The sequence below is a fragment of the Thermanaerothrix sp. genome, assembly GCA_026417795.1.
In the GTDB taxonomy this organism is placed as follows: Bacteria; Synergistota; Synergistia; order Synergistales; family Synergistaceae; genus Thermanaerovibrio.
Genome location: JAOACP010000097.1, coordinates 1 through 1,413 on the forward strand (window position 1 = coordinate 1; position 1,413 = coordinate 1,413).

General features: G+C 60.5%; 2 protein-coding genes. Both read right to left on the bottom strand.

Features of this window, described 5'->3' with window-relative positions; genetic code table 11:
• Positions 1-1,030, bottom strand: a 1,030-nt coding sequence (locus N2315_09340) for a methyl-accepting chemotaxis protein (protein MCX7829374.1), incomplete at its 3' end; no start/stop codon positions are given.
• A gap of 174 nt (positions 1,031-1,204) precedes the next feature.
• Positions 1,205-1,413, bottom strand: a 209-nt coding sequence (locus tag N2315_09345) for a TRAP transporter large permease subunit (GenBank protein MCX7829375.1), incomplete at its 5' end; no start/stop codon positions are given.

Below are 1,413 nucleotides of genomic sequence, written 5' to 3' on the forward strand. Positions count from 1 at the left end.
AGATGTGTATAAGAGACAGCCTCTGGGCTGCGGTGGACGACGCGGAGGCAACCTCTCCCACGCTGGCGGAGACCTCCTCGGAGCCGGAGGCAAGGTCGTCTATCCGGGAGACCGTGAGCTCCAGCTGGGAGCGCACCTCCTGGACCGACGCGTTGGCCTCCTCGGCGGTGGCGGAGAAGGTCTCCGCCTGGTCGCTCACGCCCTCCGATATGGACCGCACCTGGTGGATTATCTCCTCGAAGTGGCGGAACATCCTGGCAAGGGAGACCGCCAGGTGCCCTATCTCGTCCTTGAAGGCGCCGGGATCACCGAACCTAAGGTCCAGCTCCTGGGACATGCGGTCGATCTTCTCCACCATGGAGGACAGGGGCTTCACTATGGACACGGTTATGCCCATCCCCGCGATGAGGGTCAAAAGCGCCACCATGGCCGACACCGCAAGGGAGACCCGCTTGGCCTGAGCTGCGGCGGAGTCCAGCTCATCCTTGGACGACGACATCACCCGCTGGGAGACCCCGGTGAGCTCCTCCAGGGACTCTATCACCCTCTTGGCCTTCTCCCTAGACGCCGCAAGGAAGGCCCTTATCTCCGCATCCGGCACGCCGGAGGCGGTCATCTCCTCGAACTTCAGGTTGACCTCCCTCATGTCCTCCAGGGCCCGATTCGCCTCCTCATAGGCCTTAAGCCCCATGAGGTCCCCGGGCCGCAGCGTGGACTTGTAGCGGCTTAAGTACTCCATTGCCTCCTCTATGGAGGTCACCGCCTCCTTGGCCCACTTCTCCCGGTCCTCCGGCGTTGCGGAGTTCAAGGACCTGTAGATGTTTATCACCGACATCTCGCCGCTTGCCATGGCGGACATGGCCCAGCGCATGCCCGACGCCCCGGCGGAGTACATCTGATCCGCCTGGAGCTTGGCCTTGTCCAGGTTGGAAAGGAAGAACCCAGAAAGGCCCGCCATGGATACGATAAGCCCCAACAGGAGAAACCAGAGCCTCGCCTTGATGGAAAAACCCCTAAGCGCCTTCTCCATGTCCCAACACCCCCGTTCCTTCTTCGCTGTATGCCCTTTAAGCGGCCCATCCTTTACGGAGATGATAAGCTTCTTCAATCAAAGGTCAACATTTTATGCCATAAAAACAAGGGGGCCCGGGGTCTTTAAGCCTCCCCGGGCCTTGGGTTAAGGGGTGTTGGTTGGGACGCTAAGTCAAACCCTTCCCAGGTTTCTCACGAACCACATGGCGCTTTCAGGGAACAGGACGATGATCACCACCGCAAGGAACATTAGGACCACGAAGGGCATCACTCCCTTGCAGATCTCGTCCATGGGGACGTCCTGGGCGACCCCCTTGAAGTAGTACAGTCCCAGCCCCACCGGGGGGGTTATGTAGGACAGGAGAAGCAGGGAGCAGAACA